General features: G+C 64.3%; 19 protein-coding genes. 8 read left to right on the top strand and 11 right to left on the bottom strand.

The features are described from left to right. Nucleotides 1–18: 18 nt before the first annotated feature. From AB4Z51_RS19725 to AB4Z51_RS19710, 4 genes are all read right to left on the bottom strand, one after another. A complete protein-coding gene (locus AB4Z51_RS19725) occupies nucleotides 19–2,223 on the bottom strand; it encodes a xanthine dehydrogenase family protein molybdopterin-binding subunit (RefSeq protein WP_085400651.1) in 2,205 nt (734 codons plus the stop codon). Nucleotides 2,224–2,230: 7 nt separating this feature from the next. After that, a complete protein-coding gene (locus tag AB4Z51_RS19720; RefSeq protein ID WP_085400652.1) occupies nucleotides 2,231–3,247 on the bottom strand; it encodes an FAD binding domain-containing protein in 1,017 nt (338 codons plus the stop codon). After that, the gene (locus tag AB4Z51_RS19715) at nucleotides 3,244–3,735 is read right to left on the bottom strand and encodes a (2Fe-2S)-binding protein (protein ID WP_085400654.1); all 492 of its coding nucleotides are present in this window, start codon (nucleotides 3,733–3,735) and stop codon (nucleotides 3,244–3,246) included. Before AB4Z51_RS19715 ends, AB4Z51_RS19720 begins: the two co-directional genes overlap by 4 nt. Nucleotides 3,736–3,878: 143 nt before the next feature. After that, the gene (locus AB4Z51_RS19710) at nucleotides 3,879–4,358 is read right to left on the bottom strand and encodes an Lrp/AsnC family transcriptional regulator (RefSeq protein ID WP_028150288.1); all 480 of its coding nucleotides are present in this window, start codon (nucleotides 4,356–4,358) and stop codon (nucleotides 3,879–3,881) included. 141 nt (nucleotides 4,359–4,499) lie between these two features. Here AB4Z51_RS19710 and ald point away from each other — a divergent pair, with 141 nt between their 5' ends. After that, on the top strand, nucleotides 4,500–5,615 hold the full coding sequence (ald, locus tag AB4Z51_RS19705) for an alanine dehydrogenase (protein ID WP_085400655.1): 1,116 nt from the start codon (nucleotides 4,500–4,502) through the stop codon (nucleotides 5,613–5,615). A 3-nt stretch (nucleotides 5,616–5,618) separates the two neighbouring features. On the opposite strand, the gene AB4Z51_RS19700 is transcribed toward ald, so the two are convergent. The 4 genes from AB4Z51_RS19700 to AB4Z51_RS19685 all read right to left on the bottom strand — a co-directional run bounded on the left by AB4Z51_RS19700 (nucleotide 5,619) and on the right by AB4Z51_RS19685 (nucleotide 10,444). Beyond that, complete coding sequence (locus tag AB4Z51_RS19700; RefSeq protein WP_085400657.1) at nucleotides 5,619–6,254, bottom strand: 2-hydroxychromene-2-carboxylate isomerase; 636 nt, start codon at nucleotides 6,252–6,254, stop codon at nucleotides 5,619–5,621. A 151-nt stretch (nucleotides 6,255–6,405) separates the two neighbouring features. Next, entirely contained in the window at nucleotides 6,406–8,316 is a 1,911-nt protein-coding gene (locus AB4Z51_RS19695; protein WP_085400659.1) for a flavin-containing monooxygenase, read from the bottom strand. Beyond that, nucleotides 8,313–8,954 carry a TetR/AcrR family transcriptional regulator gene (locus tag AB4Z51_RS19690; protein ID WP_071915527.1) on the bottom strand — a complete coding sequence of 214 codons (642 nt, stop codon included), beginning with the start codon at nucleotides 8,952–8,954 and terminating at the stop codon, nucleotides 8,313–8,315. The genes AB4Z51_RS19695 and AB4Z51_RS19690 overlap by 4 nt, the downstream gene beginning before the upstream one ends. Continuing rightward, entirely contained in the window at nucleotides 8,951–10,444 is a 1,494-nt protein-coding gene (locus tag AB4Z51_RS19685; protein WP_085400661.1) for an AMP-binding protein, read from the bottom strand. The genes AB4Z51_RS19690 and AB4Z51_RS19685 overlap by 4 nt, the downstream gene beginning before the upstream one ends. A gap of 173 nt (nucleotides 10,445–10,617) precedes the next feature. Between AB4Z51_RS19685 and AB4Z51_RS19680 the strand changes: the two genes are divergently transcribed. The 7 genes from AB4Z51_RS19680 (at nucleotide 10,618) to AB4Z51_RS19650 (ending at nucleotide 16,907) form a co-directional block, all read left to right on the top strand. Continuing rightward, a complete protein-coding gene (locus AB4Z51_RS19680) occupies nucleotides 10,618–11,877 on the top strand; it encodes an ABC transporter substrate-binding protein (RefSeq protein ID WP_441497801.1) in 1,260 nt (419 codons plus the stop codon). A 90-nt stretch (nucleotides 11,878–11,967) separates the two neighbouring features. Next, nucleotides 11,968–12,870 (top strand): branched-chain amino acid ABC transporter permease, encoded by a 903-nt coding sequence (locus AB4Z51_RS19675; RefSeq protein WP_085400665.1) that lies wholly within the window; start codon nucleotides 11,968–11,970, stop codon nucleotides 12,868–12,870. Continuing rightward, nucleotides 12,867–13,886 carry a branched-chain amino acid ABC transporter permease gene (locus AB4Z51_RS19670; RefSeq protein ID WP_085400667.1) on the top strand — a complete coding sequence of 340 codons (1,020 nt, stop codon included), beginning with the start codon at nucleotides 12,867–12,869 and terminating at the stop codon, nucleotides 13,884–13,886. Before AB4Z51_RS19675 ends, AB4Z51_RS19670 begins: the two co-directional genes overlap by 4 nt. 2 nt (nucleotides 13,887–13,888) lie before the next feature. Continuing rightward, nucleotides 13,889–14,644: an ABC transporter ATP-binding protein gene (locus tag AB4Z51_RS19665; RefSeq protein WP_085400669.1), complete on the top strand. Its 756-nt coding sequence runs from the start codon at nucleotides 13,889–13,891 to the stop codon at nucleotides 14,642–14,644. After that, on the top strand, nucleotides 14,641–15,354 hold the full coding sequence (locus AB4Z51_RS19660) for an ABC transporter ATP-binding protein (RefSeq protein ID WP_085400670.1): 714 nt from the start codon (nucleotides 14,641–14,643) through the stop codon (nucleotides 15,352–15,354). The genes AB4Z51_RS19665 and AB4Z51_RS19660 overlap by 4 nt, the downstream gene beginning before the upstream one ends. A gap of 165 nt (nucleotides 15,355–15,519) precedes the next feature. Then, on the top strand, nucleotides 15,520–15,738 hold the full coding sequence (locus tag AB4Z51_RS19655; RefSeq protein ID WP_063984492.1) for a hypothetical protein: 219 nt from the start codon (nucleotides 15,520–15,522) through the stop codon (nucleotides 15,736–15,738). Nucleotides 15,739–15,848: 110 nt separating this feature from the next. Then, nucleotides 15,849–16,907, top strand: a complete 1,059-nt coding sequence (locus AB4Z51_RS19650; protein WP_038941923.1) for a YeiH family protein — start codon at nucleotides 15,849–15,851, stop codon at nucleotides 16,905–16,907. A gap of 204 nt (nucleotides 16,908–17,111) precedes the next feature. On the opposite strand, the gene AB4Z51_RS19645 is transcribed toward AB4Z51_RS19650, so the two are convergent. Genes AB4Z51_RS19645 through AB4Z51_RS19635 form a run of 3 tightly spaced genes read right to left on the bottom strand, consistent with a single transcriptional unit; the run spans nucleotide 17,112 to nucleotide 20,310 of the window. Next, nucleotides 17,112–17,984: an ABC transporter ATP-binding protein gene (locus tag AB4Z51_RS19645; RefSeq protein ID WP_085400672.1), complete on the bottom strand. Its 873-nt coding sequence runs from the start codon at nucleotides 17,982–17,984 to the stop codon at nucleotides 17,112–17,114. Next, complete coding sequence (locus AB4Z51_RS19640; protein ID WP_135214998.1) at nucleotides 17,981–18,892, bottom strand: ABC transporter permease; 912 nt, start codon at nucleotides 18,890–18,892, stop codon at nucleotides 17,981–17,983. Before AB4Z51_RS19640 ends, AB4Z51_RS19645 begins: the two co-directional genes overlap by 4 nt. Next, nucleotides 18,889–20,310: an ABC transporter substrate-binding protein gene (locus AB4Z51_RS19635; protein WP_441497800.1), complete on the bottom strand. Its 1,422-nt coding sequence runs from the start codon at nucleotides 20,308–20,310 to the stop codon at nucleotides 18,889–18,891. Before AB4Z51_RS19635 ends, AB4Z51_RS19640 begins: the two co-directional genes overlap by 4 nt. Between the last annotated feature and the right edge of the window lie 43 nt (nucleotides 20,311–20,353).

Raw genomic sequence — 20,353 nt, 5'->3', positions numbered from 1 at the left:
GGATCGTGTGACGGGCGATCAATCCAGCAACTTGTCCAGCGTGATCGGGAAGCGCCGGATGCGCTTGCCGGTGGCGTGATAGACTGCGTTCGCGATCGCCGCAGGTACGCCGACGATGCCGATTTCGCCAATGCCCTTGACGCCCAGCTTGTTGATCCGGTCGTCGGGTTCGTCGACGAAGATGACGTCGATGTCGTGAACGTCGGCATTCACGGGAATGTGGTACTCGGCGATGTTCGCGTTCATGATCCTGCCGAAGCGGTGATCCATCACCGTCTCCTCGTGCAGCGCCATTCCGATGCCCCAGACCACGCCGCCCATGATCTGGCTGCGGCCGGTCTTGGTATTGAGGATCCGTCCGGCTGCGACCGCGCTCACGACGCGCGTGACGCGGATGACGCCCAGGTCTTCGTCGACCTTGACCTCGGCGAAGACCGCCGAATGGGTGTTGCGCGCGTGCGACTTGTCCTCCGCGAAATGATTGAGCTTCTGCTTCTCGATCCGCTCGAGCTTGCCGTGACGCATCGCGTCCGCGATCGAGACGGCACGGGCCTTGTCGCCGGCCTTGGCGATCGTGCCGTCGACCAGGATCACATCGGGCGCATCGACGCCGCCGAGGGGCGAGGCGGGCATCGCCTTGGCGAGCCGTGCGAGCTCCTGGCGAATGTCTTCGGCCGCGCCCAGCACGGCGTGCGCGGCCGACGCCGCCATCCAGGAACCGCCTTCGACGGGGGCCTGCGGCAAGGTCGAATCGGCAAGCCTCACGTCGATATTCTCGATCGGCAGCCCGAGGGCGTCGGCGGCCACCTGGGCCACGATGGTGTAGGTGCCGGTGCCGATATCGGACGCGGCGCAGGATACCTCGGCATGGCCGTTCGACGTCAACACGATGCGGACGGCGACCGGCATCTGAAGCGCCTCCCATACCCCCGTCGCCATGCCCCAACCGACCAGGTCCTTGCCATCACGCATGGAGCGCGGAGCAGGATTGCGCCGGCTCCAGCCGAACGCTTCCGCGCCGCGGGCGTAGCATTCGCGCAGCTGCTTGCTGGTGTAGGGCAGGTCTTCACTCTGGTCGCGGTCCGAATAGCACTTCAATCGCAGCTCGATCGGGTCGAGCTTGAGCGCGACGGCCAGCTCGTCCATGGCGCATTCGAGCGCGCAGACGCCGGAGGCGGCGCCGGGCGCGCGCATGTCGCAGGGTGTGGAGACGTCGAGATCGACGAGCTTGTGGGAGAAGAGGCTGTTCGGGCTCTTGTACAGCTGTTCCGCCCAGCCGCTGTCATTGCGCGAAAAATCCTCGTAGCGCGAGGTCATAGCAGTGGCTTCGTGCGCGACGGCATCGAGCGTGCCGTCGGGCCTTGCGCCGAGCGCGACGCGCTCGATGGTCATCGGCCGATAGCCGAGCCCGTACATCTGCTGCCGTGTCAGGACGACACGAACGGATCGCTTGAGTTCGAGCGCGGCAAGCGTCGCCAGCACCACCTGGTATTGCGGCCGCAATCCGGAGCCGAAGGCACCGCCGACATAGGGCGAGACCACGCGGAGGTCATCGTGCTTCTTGTTGAACACACTGCATAGATATTTGTGGACGTTCTGGACACCTTGCGTCTTGTCATAGACGGTAAGCCTGCCGCTGCCGTCGCGGACCACCGTGGTCGCATAGAGCTCCATCGGGTTGTGGTGCTCGGTCGGCAGGACGTAATCCGCCTGGTGCCGCACAGCGGCCCCAGCCAGCGCTGCGGCGGCGTTGCCGCGCGGCTTGTGCGGCCGATCCACTTTGCCGGCTTTGCCATGTTCGGATTCGAGGTCGGTCGCAAATGCCTCCCGGTCGTATTCAACGCGCACGCGGGTCGCGGCGAATTTGGCGGTTTCCCAGTCATCCGCCACGACGAGCGCGATCGGCTGGCCGTTGAACCAGATCCTGTCGTCATAGAGCGGGCGGAAAGGCGAGCCCTTCTCCGGCGCCACCTCGTCCTTCCAGGCATCGTCATTGTCGGCGAGGGGCGGACGATGCGCATGCGTAAGCACGTCGACCACGCCCTTCACTTGCAGCGCGTCGCTGGCGTCGAGGCGAGCGATACGTCCGCGCGGAATCGTGGCCTCGACGACGAAGCCATGGAGGAGGCCGTCTGCCGGGAATTCGCCGGCATATTTGGCGGCTCCGGTGACCTTGGCGCGGCCATCGACGCGGGACGTTGGCGTTCCGACATAGGCGTTCATCGGTCCCTCACGCGATTTTCTTGTGAGCCTGTGATTGTGGCGTGGCGATCGCGGCCTGTATCAGCGTACGCACGATGGTGCGGCGTGCGAGCTCGATCTTGAAGCGGTTATGTGCGCGCGCCGTTGCCCCGTGCAGCAGCAGATCGGCCGCGCGCGAGAAGTGGTCCGGCGTCGCTGCCTGGCCGCGCAACGCCGCTTCGGCCTCAAGGCTGCGCCAGGGCTTGTGAGCCACGCCGCCGAGCGCCAGGCGGGCTTCGCTGATCGCGTTGCCATCCAGTTCGAGCGCGGCCGCGACCGAGACCAAAGCAAAAGCATAGGACAGCCGGTCGCGGATTTTCAGATAGCTGTAGTTACGGGCAAAGCCATGCTTGGGAAGTTCGACGGCCGCGATGATCTCGCCGATGCCGAGATTTGTATCGACATGAGGTTTGTCCTCCGGGAGTCGATGGAAATCGGCCAATGCGATCGTGCGCTGGCCGGAGGGACCTGCGACGTGCACGAGCGCACCGAGCGCGGCAAGTGCGACGCTCATGTCGGACGGGTTGGTCGCGATGCAGGACGCGCTCGTGCCGAGGATTGCGTGGTTGCGGTTGAGGCCGTCGATTGCCGAGCAGCCGCTGCCGGGCTCTCGCTTGTTGCAGGGCGTCGCCGTGTCATAAAAGTAGGCGCAGCGCGTGCGCTGCATCAGGTTGCCGCCAACGGAGGCCATATTGCGCAATTGCGCGGAAGCGCCGGCGAGGATGGCGCCGGCGAGCAGGGGGTAGCGCTGCTCGACAAGCGGATGGTAGGCGAGGTCCGAATTCGGTACCAAGGCGCCGATGCGCAGCCCTCCGTCGGACGTCTCCTCGATGTCGCGGAGCGGCAGGCGGGAGATGTCGATCAGCCGGGAGGGCCGCTCGACATTTTCCTTCATCAGGTCGATCAGATTGGTCCCGCCGGCAATCAGCTTGGCGTCGGGATCGGCGGCCAGCAGGCGGATCGCATCGGCGACGTCGGTGGCGCGGGAATATTGGAAGTTGTTCATGGCCGGCCCATTGCCTGCTGGATCGCGGCGACGATGTTCGGATAGGCGCCGCAGCGGCAGAGATTTCCGCTCATCAGCTCTCTGATCTCGTCGGCATCCCGGGCGCGGCCTTCGGCCAAAAGGCCCGCCGCCGAGCAAATCTGTCCCGGCGTGCAATAGCCGCACTGAAAGGCGTCGTGGTCGATGAACGCCTGTTGCACGGGATGAAGCGTTCCGTCCTTGGCAAGCCCTTCGATCGTCGTGATCTCGGCGCCGTCCTTCATGACGGCGAGCGTCAGGCAGGAATTGACGCGCCGTCCGTCGATCAGCACGGTGCAGGCGCCGCACTGGCCGTGATCGCAGCCTTTCTTGGTGCCGGTCAGCGCAAGATGGTCACGCAGGGCATCCAGAAGCGTGGTCCAGGGCACGAGATCGAGCGTGTGGCCGACGCCATTGACGACGATATGAACTGGAATGCGTTCGGGAATCTCGTGCGTGACATCGCTCATGTCCTGCTCCCTGCGACGGCGACTGAGCCGAGACGTCAGCCGAGCTGACGCGGAGGCACCGTTGCCTCCGCTTGCCAATGGCCTCCAACTTACAATCGGCCGCTTGGTTCCCTGCCGGGAATTATGGCGCCCGCGACACAGTGTCAGCGCTTGGCTTCGCCGAAGACCACCGTCGGCACCGCGCGGTTGACGATCTCGCGCAGCGCGAAGCTCGATTGGACCCGCGCCACGCGCGGCAGGCGCGACAACTCGGTACGGTGGATGCGCTCGAAATCCTGGATGTCGCGGGCGAGCACGATCAGGATGTAGTCGTCGGTGCCCGACATCAGGAAGCAGCGCACGACGGACGGACATTTCACCACCTCGGCCTCGAACGCCTTCAGCGCCTCGTCGCTCTGGCTCTCCAGCGCAATGCGCACCAGCACGGTCGTGGTGAGGCCGAACTGCGCCAAATCAAGCGCGGCTTGGTATGCCTGGATGTAGCCGTCGTCCTCCAGCGCCTTCTGCCGCCGCGCCAGCGCCGTGCTTGATAGCCCGACCTTGGTGGCGAGCTCGGTGTGGCTGGCCCGCGCATTGGTGGTGAGTTCCGCGAGGATGGCGAGATCTTTCCGGTCGAGGGCCAAGGTTTCGTTTCCAGCGTGAAAGGGCGTTTGCACGCCGGAAACCGGCGCGGGGAGGTCGAAGCTAGCGGATATTTGCACGAAACCAAACTGGCCCGATCGCTACGATGGCGGGGTGAATCAGGACGTTGGAAGGAGCCCAAAATGCGCGTCGGTGTGCCCAAGGAGATCAAGGTGCAGGAATATCGCGTCGGGCTCACCCCGGGCGCGGTCCGCGAATATGTCGCGGCCGGGCACCAGGTGACGGTCGAGACCGGCGCCGGCAGCGGCATCGGCGCGTCCGACGAGGTGTACCAGCGGGCAGGGGCCGCGATCGCGGAGAACGCCCGCGACATCTTCGCCAGCTCCGACATGATCGTGAAGGTGAAGGAGCCACAGAAAAGCGAATGGGCCCAGCTTCGCGAAAGCCAGATCCTCTTTACCTACCTCCATCTCGCGCCGGATCCCGAACAGGCCAAGGGTCTGCTCGCTTCCGGTTGCACTGCGGTCGCCTATGAGACCGTCACCGACGCGGCCGGTCACCTCCCCCTGCTTGCGCCGATGAGCGAAGTCGCCGGCCGCCTCGCCGTCGAAGCCGCCGGCGCCGCGCTCAAGCGATCGGCCGGCGGCCGCGGGGTGCTGCTCGGCGGTGTGCCCGGCGTGCAGCCGGCGCGCGTCGTCGTGCTCGGCGGCGGCGTGGTGGGAACGCAGGCCGCGCGCATGGCGGCGGGCCTCGGTGCGGAAGTCACTGTGATCGACCGCTCGATTCCCCGTCTACGCGAGCTGGACGATGTGTTTCTCGGGCGCGTGCGCACCCGCTTCTCGACCATCGAAGCGGTCGAGGACGAGGTGTTCGCCGCCGACGTCGTGATCGGGGCGGTGCTGGTGCCGGGCGCCAGCGCTCCAAAGCTCGTCACGCGCGCGATGCTCAAGTCGATGCGGCCGGGCGCCGTGCTGGTCGACGTCGCGATCGACCAGGGCGGCTGCTTCGAGACATCGCATCCGACCACGCACGCCGATCCGACCTATCAGGTCGACGGCATCGTGCATTATTGCGTCGCCAACATGCCGGGCGCGGTGCCGGTGACGTCGAGCCAGGGGCTGAACAACGCAACGCTGCCATTCGGCCTGATGCTCGCCAACAAGGGCTTTGCTGCAGTCCTGGAAAATCCGCATTTGCGCAACGGACTGAACGTGCATCGTGGCCGCATAACCAACAAGGCGGTTGCCGAGAGCCTCGGGCTGGAATTTGCTCCGGTCGAGAGCGGCCTCGCCGCTTGACGGCTACACTGATTTGCGGTGGCGGCTGTCGAGCGCGGCCTCGATCGTTTCCGGACGCTCGATCCGTTCGATCAGCATGTCGATGCGATCACCGCCCCAGAACAGCTCGCCGTTGAACACCATGGTCGGCACGCCGAACACGCCGAGTGCTTCGGCTTCGTCGATGATGCGGTCGTGCTCGGTGCGGGCAGGGCCGTTGACGTAGGCTTCGAACTCGCTCGCCGAGCCGCCGCACGCGGTGATGACGTCCGTGATTGCGGCGAGATCGTCGATCTCGAGCTCATGGCTCCAGAATTTGCGGAACACCGTGTCGTGATAAGGGCGGAAGAAGCCGTGCCGCTGTGCGAACAGCATTCCAACGCTGGAATAGAAGGCGTCGTAGATCCGACGCGGCCCCTTCATGACGAGCCCTTGCGCATTGGCATAGCGCCGCGCGTCCATATAGGCGTAACGCACCTTGCGCCAGAAATGCGGCGTGCGCTCCTCGACCGTCCCCATGAATTCGGCGACGCGCAGCGTATAGGGCAGCCATTCGAGCTCGACGCCGTGCGCCTCCTCGAGCGAAAATAGCCGCTTGTTGGCCACGAACGCGTAAGGGCTCTTGTAGTCGGTGTAGACGCGGACAAGCGGCTTGGGCATTGGCGGCTTCCCTCGGCGTACGGCGCTCCCGGTTGTGCGGGAGATTAACCCGCGAATTCCGTCATTGCGAGCGCAGCGAAGCAATCCAGAGTATCTCCGCGGAAAGATTCTGGGTTGCTTCGCTGCGCTCGCAATGACGACGAGGTGAGGTTTACGCCTTCGTCAACCTGTACTGCCCCAGATCCGGATCATGCGTCATGCGCCAGTAGTCCACGAACCGCCAGGGCATCGCCGAAAACACGCGGCCGCTCGAATTGCGATAATAGGTGCTCATGCCGGTATGGGTCCAGATCATCGCCTCGTGCTCGGCATCGACCTTCTGGACGTAGTCGTCCAGCACCTCCCTGCGGACGTCGATGGCGGCGACGTCGTGCTCAATCATGTCGGCGAGGCAGGCGGAGATATAGCGGCTCTGGCATTCCGACTGGAAGATGACGCTGCCGCCATGGGCGGGGCCGGAGTTCGGACCGAGCATGCAGAAGAAGTTCGGAAAGTCCGGGACGGTGAGGCCGAGGAACGCCGTCGGGTTGTCGTTGGCCCAGGCCTCGCGCAGATCCTTGCCGCCGCGGCCGCTGATGTTGAGGCGCGCCGCCATCTCCGTGACCTTGAAGCCGGTGGCGACCACGACGATGTCGGCGGGGCGGTGCTCGCCGTCTGCGGTGACGATGCCGTCGCGATCGAAATGATCGATCGTGTCGGTGACGAGCTCGACATTGTCCCGCGTGAGCGTCCTGAACCAGTTGTTGTCAAGCAGGATGCGCTTGCCATAGGGCGGATAGGTCGGCACGCATTTGGCGATCAGGTCGGGCCGATCCTTCAGCTCGGTGAGGATGAAATCGGTCAGCTCCTGGCGATGCCGGTCATTGCCCTTGTTGACGGCGCGCTCCGGATGCGGCCAGGCCGGGTCCTTGCGCAGGAACGGCAACAGGCCGTCGCCATAGCGCCAGAACATGTTGAAGCGGTACCACTGCACATAGAACGGCAGATGCGCGAGCAGCCAGCGCGCGCCGTCGCTGATCGGATCGGAATAGCCCTTAACGGGCCGCGCCCATTGCGCGCTGCGTTGATAGACCGTGACGGACGCGACGCGGCCGGCGATCGACGGCACCAGCTGCATCGATGTCGCGCCGGTCCCGATCACGGCGACATGCTTGCCGTCGAGATTGATGTCGTCCGACCACAGGGCCGAATGCAGGATCGTGCCCTTGAAGTCTTCCTCGCCCTTGAAGCGGGCGCGAGAGGGATCGTTGAGCTGGCCGATGGCCGAGACCAGCGCGGTGGATTCAAAGGTTTCTTCGCCGCTCTTCGTCTTCAGCGTTGAGATCCAGCGTCGCTTGCCTTCGTCCCAGCGCGACGCTGTCAGCTCGGTATTGACCCGCAGATGCTCGCGGATGCCGTATTCCTCGGCGACCTTCAGCAGATAGGCAAGCAGCTCCTCGCGCTGGCAGAAATAGCGCGTCCATGCATTGCCCGAGCCGAACGAGTAGGAATAGGAATGGTTCGGCGTATCGACGCCGCAGCCGGGATAGCGGTTGATCCACCAGGTGCCCCCGAGCTCGGCGTTCTTCTCGACGATGGTGTAGGGGATGCCGAGATGGCCGAGTGCGACGCCGAGCGCGATGGCGCAGACGCCGGCGCCGACGATCAGCACGTGCTGGCCGGCAAGCTTCTCGGCGGAGGGGCGCTTCGTCCATTGCGGCTCGCGCGCTACAAATCCCATCTCCTCGCGCATCAGCGGTGCATATTCCGGTGCGACGTTCTCGCCGAGGCAGGCGCGCATCATCTTGAGCAGCAGCTCTTCGCCGGGATCGGTGATGACGGGTTTTGGCGTGCCGCCGGCAAACAGCTTGACCACTGCGGCACGGATTTCGTCCTGGACCTCCCGGGGCACGCCGGCTTCTGGATCGGGAATGAGGCGGATGTCGCGCTTGGGCAAGTACGGCGGCTCGAGCCAGCGCTCATCGCCGGTCATGTGCACCAGCACCATCAGCAAACAGCGGATATCGCCTTCGGCGATCGCGGAGACGAGATCGAGCGGCTTTTGTGGAGATGCGATGTTCATGGCGTGTCCTGATCTCCGGATGCACTGAAGAGGCCGCGCGTCATCAGCTTGCGATAGGCGGAGATGACGTGGTCGGGGACGGCGGTGACGCCGCCGGCCGAATAGGAGTAGCGGCGGCTGAGATAGCCGCGCGCGCCCATCAGCATGTGGACGATGGCCTCGAATTCCTCGTCGCTGTAATCCTCGATCGCGCCTGCCGCTCGTGCGCGGCGCAAAATGCGGACATAGGCGACCGAAATGTTGTCGAGATGTTTCTGGTAGCCGATGGGCGCGAAGAATTCGGCCTCGTTGAGGATGCGCAGGAACTCCGGCACCTCACGGATAAAGTCGAAGAAGGCGGAGAAGCGGGCGATCTCCTGCCGCGCGGCATCGGCGGTGCCGGTGCGTGCGCGGATGAACTCGACCATGTCGAGGCCGATCTTCGGCAGCAACTGGTCGAGCAGTTCCTGGCGGTTCTCGAAATGATTATAGAAGGTGCCTTGCGCGACGCCGGCTTCTTCCGTGATGCGGGCGACGGAGGCTTCGGCATAGCCATGCTTGCCGACGACCTTGGTCGCGGCGTCAAAGATCTTCTGCTTGGTCCAGGCGTTGCGCTCGACGCGGTTAAGCTTTGTGACCTTGGCATTCGCTTGCGTCATTCAGAGGTCTCCAGCTCGGCGCGCAGCACGCGCTTGAGGATTTTTCCGCTCGGGTTGCGCGGCAGGCCGTCGCGGATAACGAGCTGTTTCGGTACCTTGAAGCTCGCCAGGCGCGTACGGCAGTGCTCGGTGAGGGCAGGGAGCGCAAGGCTCGCGCCTTCGGCCAGCACGACGATCGCGACCGGCCGCTCGCCCCAGCGCGCATCGCGCAGGCCGATCACCGCGACTTCGCGCACCTCGGGCAAGTCGTAGATGACGCGCTCGACTTCGGAGGAAGCGATGTTCTCGCCGCCCGAGATGATCATGTCCTTCTTGCGGTCGGTCAGGTACAGGAAGCCTTCCTCGTCGAGATAGCCGACATCGCCGCTGCGGAACCAGTCGCCGAAGAAGGCCGCCGCCGTCTTCTCCGGATCCTTCCAATAGCCGCGCGTGATTTTCGGTCCGCGCAGACAGATCTCGCCATTGACGTTCGGCGGCAGCGTCTTGCCGTCCTCGTCACGGATCTCGATCTCGACATGGGCGATGGCGCGGCCGGTCGAGCCGATCTTCTCGATCTCGCGGCCGGCTTCCATGAAAGTGTCGCCGCCGACGGTCTCGGTGAGGCCATAGGCATCGATGTAGCGCGCATTGCGGAAGAACTCCGAGAACGCGCGGATGCGCACCTCCGGCGTCTTCTCGCCGCCGCCGATCGCCCATCTCAGGCTGGAGACGTCGTAGCGATCGCGGGTGGGGCAGGTGAGCATCGCGGTGGTCATCACAGGCGCGAACCATGCCGCGTTCAGCTTGTCCTCCGCGATCGCCGCAAGCGCGGTCTCCGGCTCGAAATTGCGCTCGATGCGGATGAAGCCGCCGTGCCAGAGCACGGCGATGCCGGGCAGGTCGAGCGCGCCGACGTGATAGAGCGGGCCGACAACGAGCAGTCGCGTCTCGGCACCGATGCCGAGCGCGATCGTCTGGTCGGCGGACTTCCAGTAAAAATTATCGTAAGTGAGCATCACGCCTTTGGGGCGGTCGGTCGTACCCGAGGTGTACATCAACCGCATCAGGTCGGACGGTGCGCGGACGTGCATCGGCGCGGGCACGGCCTCGCCCGCGAGGTGCGTGATGCTTTGCTGCGCAACTTCGTTCAGCACGACAACCTTCGCGCCCGCTGCATTCGCGGCGAGTTCCTCATCGACGATCAACAACCGCGCGCCGGCATTGCCCGCGATGTAGCCGACCTCGTCGCGCGACAGTCGAAAATTGATCGGCAAGAACACCGCGCCGAGATGACTGGTGGCGAAGACGAGCTCCAGGAACGCCGCGCTGTTCTTCATCAGCACGGCCACGACGTCGCCCGCGCCGATGCCCTGCGCGGCGAGCCAGCCGGCCGCTTGCCGGATGCGCGCATCGAAATCGGCGTAGGAGATCTCCTCGCCGCGATATTTCAGCGCGGGCCGGTCCGGCGTGCGCCGGGCATGAAAGGTGATGAAGCTCGAAAGATTGATCATTTTGCGGGTTTTGGGCCGATTACCGGCCTCGTTTCCTCCTTTGATGAATTATGACTCGTAATTCATCTTTGGCTTGACGTCACCCCCCTGCCTCTGAAATTGTTGGGAACACGGAGACGAGACGATCTCCGGCAAGGGACCAGGAAACGCCGACCCGAAAGAGGGAGGGGAAAATGACGAGAACCCGCATGCCGGGCATCAGCCGCCGTTCAACGCTGGCGCTGATGGGCGCCGGTGCGATGAGTGTTGCCGCACCGTGGGTGGCGCGCGCGCAAGCCAAGACGATCAAGATCGGCATGCCGACGATTCTGTCGGGCCGCGTTGCGCAGCTCGGCACGTCGTCGCGCAATGCGGTGATGCTCGAGGTCGACAAGGTCAACGCCGCCGGCGGACTTGCCGGCCGCCAGATCGAGATGGTGATCCGTGACTCCAAGGGCCAGCCGCAGGAAGCCGCCCGCGTCGCGCGCGAGCTCGTCAACACCGATGGTTGCGAGTGGCTGATCGACGGCGAGGCGTCGTCCGGATCGTTTGCGGTTCACGAAGTGGCGCGCGATCTCGGTGTGCTCTGCGTCCACACCTGTTCGGAAGCGTCCTCGCTCACGGCCGATCCGAAGCARCACATCCCGAACGCGTTCCGTTGCGTGCGCCAGGGCATCCACGATTCCATCGTCGGCGGCAGCTATGCCGCCTCGATCGCGAAAGCCAAGGGCCTGAAGAAATGGGCGACCTGCTCGCCGGACTATGCCTATGGCCGCGACACCACCGGCGAGTTCACGCTGTACCTGAAGCGCTTTGCGCCCGACGTCGAAATCATCAGCGAGTCCTGGCCAAAGCTGTTCCAGCCCGACTACACCGAAGTCGTGACCAAGATCCTCCAGGCCAAGCCGCAGGCGCTGTACTCCTGCCTGTGGGGCGGCGATCTCACCTCCTATATCGACCAGGCCAACATCTATGCGATGTTCGGCCAGATGGAGGTGTTCGCGGTCAACATGGCCGACTACACCGCGCTCACCGTGGTGAAGAACCTGCCCAAGGGTATCCACTCCGGCAACCGCTACATCAAGACCTTCCCGACCACGCCGGAGAACGCGGCCTGGGGCGATGCCTACAAGGCGAAGTACAACGAATATCCGACCAACTGGTCGTGGCAGAACGCGACGGCCGTGATGTTCCTCGCCGAGGCCGCGAAGAAGGCCAACACCACCGACGGCAAGAAGATCGCGGAGGTGCTGAAGGGCCTCACCATCAAGTGCCCGTTCGGCGCCGACGGCACCGTGACAATGCGCGGCGACGACCACACGCTGGTCGGCTACGCGATCGGCTGGGGCACCACGATCCCGCAGGAGCCCTACGTGCCCGAGGTCAAGGCCGGCGACTGGAAGRCCATCTTCGAGCTCGAGGCCGAGTGGAAGAAGAGCAAGGGCTACACCTGATGTGACGCGCGGCGGAGACGGGCGACCGTCTCCGCCGTTTTTATTTGGTTCTCCGCGCCAAGTCCGGCGCGTCGCAATGAAAGTGCTCCCGTGGATCTCGACGCGCTCGCCGGCTGCCTCTCCAGTTCCGCCTGCCTGGTGACGCAAACCACCAGCGGCCTCATCATCGGCATGCTCCTGTTCCTGGTCGCAGTCGGGCTGACGCTGATCTTCGGCGTGCTCAAGGTCGTCAATTTCAGCCACGGCGCCTTCTACATGTTCGGCGCCTATTTCGCGATGACGGCCTATCAGCTCACCGGGAGCTTCGCGCTGGCGATGTTCGCGGGCGCGGCTGGGACCGCGATTCTCGGTATGATCTTCGAGCGCGTCTTCATGAGCCGCGTCTATGGCGCCGACGTGCTGATGCAGCTGCTCGTCTGCTACGCCTTCGTGCTGATCTTCGACGATGTCGTGCGCATCATCTGGGGGCCGGAATTCAGGTCGATGGGCATGCCCGCGGCATTCCAGGTGATGCCGCTGTTCATCGCCGGCGGCGTAGTGCCGCCTTATTACCTGCTGCTGATCGGCGTCGCGCTCGTCGCAGCGATCGTGCTCGGCATCGGATTGTCGCGCAGCCGTATCGGCAAGGTGATCCGGGCGGCGGCACATAATCCCGGCATGGTCTCGGCGCTCGGCATCAATACCGGTCTGATCTATGGGGGCGTGTTCGCGCTCGGCGGCATGCTGGCGGGCCTTGCCGGCGCGCTCGCGGCGCCCGTGCGTTCGCTCACACCCGGCATGGGATTTTCGGTACTGATCGAATCCTTCATCGTCACCGTGATCGGGGGGATGGGTTCGATCCTGGGCGCTCTGATCGGAGCGCTGCTAATCGGTCTGATCCGCTCCTTCGGCTCGCTCGGCTTTCCCCTGTTCACGGAAGGCCTGATGTACCTGTTCATGGTGATCGTGCTGGTCTCCAAGCCCACCGGCCTGTTCGGCAAGGAGGCGGCATGACCGAGCTCGAGGCCGGACGCGCCGAGACGCTGGCGCCGGTGCGTAGCGGTGTGGCGCTGCAACGCTATCGCGACGTCCTGATTGCGCTCGTCGCCTTTGCCGTGCTGGCGAGCCTGCCGCTGTTCACCGGCAGCAAGGCGCTGCTCGATTTCGTCATCCGCTGCTCGGCTTACGGCCTGTTCGCGACCTCGCTGAACCTGCTGGTCGGCTACACCGGCCTGACTTCGTTCGGCCACGGCATGTTCTTCGGCCTTGGCGCCTACAGTTTTGGCCTGATCATGCAGAAGCTGGGCGTGCCGATTCCCGTGGCCTTCGTCGCGACGCTGGCGATCACGGCGGTAATCGCCGCCGTCATCGGCGCGATCTGCGTGCGGCTGAAGGATATCTATTTCGCCTTCGTCACGCTCGCGTTTCAGATGCTGATCCACTCGACCATCCTGTCCTGGGCCTCCTTCACCGGCGGCGACCAGGGCCTGCGTGGCGGCATTCCGCGCCCCACATTCCTCGGCATCAATCTTGCGAACCACATCCATCTCTATGTCGCGAGCTGCGCGCTTCTCATCCTCGGCCTGCTCGCGATGCGCCAGATCGCGCAATCGCCGTTCGGTTACACGTTGCGCATGATCCGCGACAATGCCGCGCGCGCAAGCTTCCTCGGCATCGACGTCTGGCGGGCCAAGCTGACAGTCTTCGTGCTGGCGGCATTGTTTGCGTCGATGGGGGGCATGGTGATGGCGCTGTTCGTCTCCGGTGCCTATCCGGAATTCGCCTATTGGACGATCTCGGGCGAGGGCATCTTCATCAACATGCTCGGCGGCGTCTCGACCTTCCTGGGGCCGATGGTCGGCACCGTGCTGCTGCTTCTGCTCAACGACACCGTCACGCGCTTCACCGAATACCACGGCATCGTGCTCGGCGTGGTCATCCTGTTCTTCGCGCTGGGCCTGCGCAAAGGCCTGCTGGATTTCGTTGCCGACTGGTTCGCGCACCGGCGTGACGCAGGCGAGGGGCGCTAGCGATGCTCGAGATCCGCAACCTCGCAAAATCCTTCGGCGGCGTGAAGGCGACCAACGACGTCACGCTCGACTTCCCCGACGGTTCGCTCACGGCGGTGATCGGCCCGAACGGCGCCGGCAAGAGCACGTTCTTCAACCTGATCACCGGCGCCTTGAGGCCGGATTCCGGCCAGGTGCTGCTCGACGGCATCGATCTCGCCGGCCGCTCGCCGCCGGAGATCGTGCGGCACGGCATCGGCCGCGCCTTCCAGGTCGCGAGCATCTTCAAATCGCTGACGGTGCAGGAGACCATGCTTGCCGCCGTCAGCGCCGACCAGCGCTCGTCCGCGGTGCTGCACAAGCGCTTTCCCTTGCCCGAGACGCGCGACCGCGCCGAGCACGTGATGGAGCTGCTGGGCCTCGCGGGAAAGCGCAATCGCACGGCCGCAACGCTGTCGCATGGCGACCAGAAGCTGCTCGACATTGCGCTCGCTCTGGTGCTCGAACCAAAGGTTCTGCTGCTGGACGAGCCGACTGCCGGCATGGGCCCGGAAGAGCGCTGGCGCATGATCGACAAGGTGCGCGAGCTCTGGGAGACGCAGAAAATCACCGTCGTCTTCATCGAGCACGACATGGACATCGTGTTCAAGATCGCCCCAAAGATCGTCGTGCTCTGCTACGGCCGCATCCTCGCGACCGGCACGCCCGACGAAATCCGAAGCAACAGCGCCGTGATCGAGGCCTATCTCGGCACTGAACATGCGGGGGCCGCCGCATGAGCGCGACCATTATCGAAGTCGCCGATCTCGACGTCTACTACGGCACCAGCCAGATACTGTTCGGCGTCGGCCTCTCGGTGCGGCAGGGCGAGACCATGGCGCTTTTGGGCCGCAATGGCGCGGGCAAATCGACGACCATGAAGGCGATCATGGGGCTGGCGCCGCCGCGGCGGGGCAGGATCAGCCTGCGCGGCGCGGTGATCTCGGGCCAGAGGCCGCACCATATCGCGCGCGCCGGTCTCGGCTTCGTGCCGGAGGATCGCCAGATCTTTCCGGAGCACACGGTCGAGGACAATCTCGTCATCGGTCGCAAGAAGGGGCCGGAAGGCCAGGACGAGTGGCCGATCAAGCGGATCTACGACGTCTTCCCGCTGCTGGAGCCGCTGCGCCATCGCATCGCCGGACGTCTCTCGGGCGGGGAGCAACAGATGCTCGCCATCGCGCGCACGCTGATGGGCAACCCGGCGCTGTTGCTGCTCGATGAGCCGAGCGAGGGCCTCGCGCCGATCATCGTGCAGCGGATCGGCGAGCTGTTGCGGCAGCTCCGACAGCTCGGATCGACCGTGCTGATCGCCGAGCAGAACATGCATTTCTGCCTGGGGCTTGCGAGCCACGCCACTGTCATCGACAAGGGCCAGATCGTCTATGCCGCCGGAATCGACGAGCTGAAGGCCAACGACGCGATCCGTCGCCGCTATCTGGCGCTTTAACCGGGTTCCGGACCGCCAAACCGGCCCAAAGAAGAAAACTATTGCCTCGGGTTCGCCAGACGGAAGGAGTTTCCCCATCGAGGGCCAAAAACGCCAATCGCTTCCATTGCCGTTTGGGGCCGAAACGACGACATTCCATTCAGAATTTGATGGATCGGCGTAGCCATGGAACGCACTGGATTTGAGCCCTTCGGCGAGCAGCTGGTGTCCGCAACGGACACCCAGCCGCGATCGCGCGCGTCAAAGCTCCTGTTGCGGGCCGGCACCACGGTGTTCTGGTCGCTGGTCGCGGGGATCGTGCTCGCGCGTGCGGCCTTCTTTGAGCCGGGCGTCTATGACAGCTTCAGCCGCGTCGCCTCGCTCGCCAAAAGCCTGATCTTCTGAGCCGATTATTCCGGGCTGAGGATAGAACTTCCCTCGGCCCTGATATGCTGAAAACTTATTCCCCAATCGGCCAGCACTGCGTATAAATATTTCTCCTCTGGGAGAGATTTGTGTCGCAGAATCAAGCATCCAACCCGGCCGACGCCAAGCCTACCACTGTCGTGAGCCGTATTGCGGCGCTGATTCCGGGAATCCTCCTGTGCATCGCCGTGGCCGGTATCTCGGCCTTGCTCGAACGGGCCGAGCTGGGTGTCTTCGAGCACCCCTATGTCGAAGCGCTGGTGATGGCGATCCTGCTCGGGATGGCGCTGCGCAGCTTCTGGAAACCGGCGCCGCGCTGGCAGGCCGGCATCGCCTTCAGCGCCAAGCAGCTGCTCGAAGTTGCGGTCATGCTGCTGGGGGCCTCGATCAGCTTCGCCGCCATCGCGGCTTCCGGCGTGGCGCTGCTGGCATCGATCGCCGCGGTCGTCGTGATCGCGCTCTGCGTCTCCTTCGGCCTCAGTCGCATGCTGGGCCTGTCGACGCGGCTCTCGATCCTGATCGCCTGCGGCAATTCCATCTGCGGCAATTCCGCGATCGCCGCCGTGGCGCCGATCATCGGCGCCAACAACGACGAGATCGCGTCCTCGATTTCCTTTACGGCGATCCTCGGCGTGATGATGGTGCTGGGCCTGCCGCTGCTGATTCCGCTGCTGCAATTGTCGGCCACGCAATATGGCATCCTCGCAGGCCTCACCGTCTACGCCGTGCCGCAGGTGCTTGCGGCAACGGTCCCGGCCGGGCTCGTCTCGACGCAGATCGGCACGCTCGTGAAGCTGATGCGCGTGTTGATGCTCGGGCCCGTCGTCGTCGGTCTCTCCCTGGTCGCCTCGCGCTGGCAGACCGGCGCCAAGAAATCCAATGTCGGCTTCTTCCGCCTGGTCCCCTGGTTCATCCTCGGCTTTCTTGCGCTGGCGACCCTGCGCTCGCTGGAGATCGTGCCGGGCACGGTGGTCGGGCCGGTGACGAAGATCACGAGCTTCCTGACGGTGGTCTCGATGGCCGCGCTCGGCCTCGGCGTCGACGTGAAGGTGCTGGCGAATGTCGGGGGCCGGGTGACGGCTGCCGTGACACTGTCGCTGATGCTGCTCCTCGGCATCAGCATCGCGCTGGTGCACTGGTTCAAGTGAGGGGAGCACAGCGACTGCGAACTCCTCTTCCTTCTCCCCTTGTGGGAGAAGGTGGCGCGAAGCGCCGGATGAGGGGTTCTATCCGCGAGTCCGAAATGAGAGGGAGTTTGCCGAAGCAGACCCCTCATCCGCCTTGCCTTCGGCAAGGCACCTTCTCCCACAAGGGGAGAAGGGAAGTAAGAGCGCAATCGTCGAGATGGGGCGCTAGATCACATCCGCCAGCGAATGCCCATGCAGCTCGATGTTAAGCCCTTGCATGCCCATGTCGCTGATCTCGCCGCCCATCGCCTTCAGGCTCTCCTCGCGGATCAGTGACATCAGGCCGCGGCGGAGCGCCAGGAACTCCGACGACATCATCATCGATTGCTGCCGCGGCCGCTCCAGCGGGATCGGGATCTCCGCCTTGATCGAGCCGGGGCGGGCGGTCATGCAGTAGACGCGGTCGGAGAGGAAGATGGCTTCGTCGATGTCGTGGGTGACGAACAGCACCGAGATCTTCAGCCGTTGCCACATGTTGGTGAGGATCTGCTGCATGATCACGCGCGTCTGCGCGTCGAGCGCGCCGAACGGCTCGTCGAGCAGCAGCACCTTCGGTCCCGTCGCGAGCGCGCGGACGATGCCGACGCGCTGCTTCATGCCGCCGGAGAGTTTTTCCGGATAATGCTTTTCGAACGCTTCGAGCCCCGCGAGCCCGAGCAGCGTGCGCGCGGCGCGCTCGCGCTGGGAGCGCGCCATGCCGCGCATCTTCAGGCCGAACTCGACGTTCTCCCGCACCGTCTTCCACGGAAACAGCGAATATTGCTGAAATACCATGCCGCGCTCGGCGCTGGGGCCGTTGACCCGCTCGCCGTCGACCGTGACTACACCGGTGGTCGGCTTGAGGAAGCCGGCGACAGCATTGAGCAGCGTCGACTTTCCACAGCCGGAGGGCCCGACGATCGAGACGAACTCGCCGGGCTTCACATGAATCTGCGTATCGGTGACGGCCTGCACAGGTCCCTCGATGCTCTCATAGCTGAGGGAGAAATTCCTGACCTCGATATGGCCTTGCGGTGCTTTGGTCAGGATTTCGTTCATTTTAGCCTCCACGGCATCACCAACTGCCCGGCGCCCCTGATAAGCAGGCTCGATCCAAGGCCAAGCACGCCGATCGCGATCATGCCGACCGCGATGTCGGCATATTGGACAAGGGAATAGGCCTCCCAGGTGAAGTAGCCGATGCCGTACTGGCCCGAGATCATCTCGGCGGCGATCAGCGACACCCAGGCCACGCCCATACCGACGGTGAGGCCGGTGAAGATGTGCGGCATCGAAGCCGGAAAATACACCTCGCGGAAGATCGAGCGCTCGCGCGCGCCGAGACATTGCGCGGCGCGCACCAGCACGGGGTCGACGAGCGACATGCCATGCAGCGTGTTGACCAGGATCGGGAAGAATGCGCCGAGGAAGGTGATGAAGACGATGCTCTGCTCGTTGGTCGGCCAAAGCATGATTGCCATCGGCACCCAGGCGATTGCCGGGATCGGCCGTAGCACCTCGGCGACCGGGAAGATGATTTCGTGCACCAGCTTGAAGCGGCCCATGATCAGGCCGAGCGGCACGCCGACCACCGCCGCGAGCGAGAAGCCGAACAAGATGCGCCGGCAGCTCAAGAGGATGTGCAGCAGGAATTTCGGATCGTGGATCGCCTTGGTGAAGCTCGCATAGACCGCGAGCGGCGAGGGCACGTTGGTGAAGCGCACGAAGAACACGACGCGATAGGTCGTGAGCAGGTGCCAGACCAGCAGGAAGGCGAGCAGCGATATGATGCCGATCGCCGTCGCGCGTAGCCCCGCTCGATTGAGCCGGTACCAGCGCAGCGCAAGCGTGCCGAAGGAAGGCGGTGTCGCGGGCGGGAAGGGGGCGGGCACGGGGCCCGCCTCGGCGATTGCAGTTGCTGCCGGCATGCTGTCCTCGGGATGTCTGGCGAGGGCGGGACTGCTCACGTCTTGCCTCCGCCGACCGCCGCCTTCACCGCGTCGTCGAAGCCGAGCACCTTGCCATTGATCTTGGCGGCATGGGCTTCGGCGTCCTTCTTCAGCAGGAACGGCGCGACCTCGCCGTTGCCGACCGCGAAGAAGGCCTGGTCGGCGAACAGCTTGATTCCACGGGTGGTGTCGAAGACGTAGGCGACGTTGATCTTCTTGCCCTTGGCCTTGTAGTCGGCATAGGCCCCTAACGTGCACGCTGCGGACGCAAACGGCAGGATGCCGGCTTCGTCGACCCAGACCTCGCCGGCCTTGCGCGGGTCGGTGATCGGCTTCTTGCAGAAGGAATCTTCGCCCGCGATCTCGTAATTTCTGGTGCTCGCAAGCTGGGTGTCATAGTCGAGCTTCATCTCGGCATAGGCCTTGCGGATGTAGGAATCATCCACCCACTTCTTCGGATCGAACTCCTTCATGCGGCCGAGATTCTGCAAAACCTTGACGTCGGTCGCGGCTGCATCGATCAGCGCCGGCTTCACCGTGGGATCGGTGGTCATGTTGCCGCTGGGACCGAGGAAGATATAGACGACTTCCTTGTTGATGCCGGTCCACTCCTGGATCTTTTCGGCCGCGAGCTTCGGATCGTCGCGCAGCCACTGGTTGGCGGCGATCAGCGCCTTGAAGTAGGCAACGATGACCTCGGGGTATTTCTCGGCGAAATCGGTGCGGACCACGATGCCGTGGAAGGTCGGCAGGTTGGTCTCAACGCCGTCAAAGATTTTTCGCGCAAAGCCGCGGAACGGCAGCAGCTCGGCGAAGGGGACGAAGTCGGCGTGCGCGTCGATCTTCTTCTCCTGGAGATTGGTCGAGCCGACCTCCGGGCTCTGGCTGACGAGCTGGAAGAAGTCGGAGGCGTAACCGCGGTCCTGCATCGCCTTCAGCACCATGCCGTGCGCGGCCGAGCCGAACGGCACGCTGACGAGCTTGCCCTTGAGATCGGCGAGATCGTAATAGGGCGAGTCCTTGTGGACCACGAGCCCGTTGCCGGAGCCAGACAGGCTGTAGGCGGCCACGCCGATCAGGCGGCTCTTGCTCTCCGGATTGCTCCCGAAGGTGAAGCCGTTCACGATCAGCGGATAGTCGCCCATCATGCCGATCTGGAGCTTGTTCGCCATCATCGCATTGGTGACGGGCGGGCCTGAGGTGAAGTTCTGCCACTCCAGCTCGAACTTGATATTGGCGTATTTGCCGTCCTTCGGCAGATATTTCTCGAGGAGATGCAGCTGCCGGATGACGACGCCGGCGGTCACCGTGTTGGTCGTGGTGTCCTGCGTTCCGATGCCGAGGGTGACGGTTTCCGCCAGGGCCGGCTGCGCGATCAGAAGCGCCAGCGAGGTCACCGACATCGCGATCGAGAGCGTGGGAAGATGGCGGACCATTCTCATCCTCATTCGGTTGGATGTGCTGTGGTTGCCATGATTG

It is taken from the genome of Bradyrhizobium sp. 2TAF36 (assembly GCF_052114925.1).
GTDB lineage: Bacteria > Pseudomonadota > Alphaproteobacteria > Rhizobiales > Xanthobacteraceae > Bradyrhizobium > Bradyrhizobium barranii.
This window is presented reverse-complemented; position numbering and strand designations above follow the sequence as displayed.